This window comes from Rhodobacter sp. P2_H5 (assembly GCF_056403335.1).
Window position 1 is genome coordinate 1 of record NZ_JBFUFS010000088.1, and the last position, 882, is coordinate 882.

1 protein-coding gene is annotated in these 882 nt (G+C 57.5%); it reads right to left on the bottom strand.

Annotated elements, in window-relative coordinates; genetic code table 11:
* Positions 1–522: phosphatase PAP2 family protein (locus AC1DVR_RS23635; RefSeq protein WP_478003069.1), on the bottom strand; the 522-nt coding region annotated here is incomplete at its 3' end.
* Positions 523–882 lie beyond the last annotated feature (360 nt).

Below are 882 nucleotides of genomic sequence, written 5' to 3' on the forward strand. Positions count from 1 at the left end.
CCAAGTGCCCGCACGCTTTGGCAGCGATTGAACCAGTCCCGCACAGATCATTGCAAGCACCGCCCCACCGAGGATGTCCGAAGGGTAGTGCGCCCCAAGAAMGACCCTCGCCCACGAGACGGCCAATGCCAGTCCCATCAGGACAAACCCCGCCCGACGCAGTGGCGCGGCGACGAGCAGCCCAAAAGCAATCGAAAACATCAATGTGGCATGATCGCTCGGGAAAGAGTTTTCTGGCAGATGGCTCAGCAGATTAGAACCAAGCCCAGATTCAAACGGACGTGGGCGATAGTGCAACCAGCCAATGACTTGCACGAGAGCCAAACCCGCTGCCCCAGCGGCAACTGCATCCAGAAKGGCAAGTCGCCATCCCGCTCTTGCCCTTATCCAGGCGATTACAATCCACGCCAAAACCAAAGGCACCACTGCACCGGCCAGATATACGGCCAATACCACGATCCAGCCCGGCGACTGGTGGGTTCCCGTCATGGCAAGAAACAGGTTGGTGTCGAAGCCCTGCATGTCAGCCGTCCAGTTTGTCACGCTCGGCGCCTTTACTGAATAGGTCAAACATTGCAAAACACGAGTGCTCGACCGGTCTGCAGCTTTTCGGAAAGGCTATGAGGCCGAAACCCGAATGCAACGGTACGCTGCGGACGGCTATTGGCGCTCCGACAACCGCGTCCACATTTTGGGGCAACGCCTACGATCAAAGCTATCATGGTGGCTGGACCAGTTCGTCATGCGATATCGGGCGCGGGAGGGTTTCGTCACGCAGATCCGCCAACCATATGGATTAACTACCTGAACCCATAGGTTAGAGTTCTGCAACAACGCCGTTCAAGAGCAGTTCACTTAGTCACCGGCGCCGCTGTCGCTACC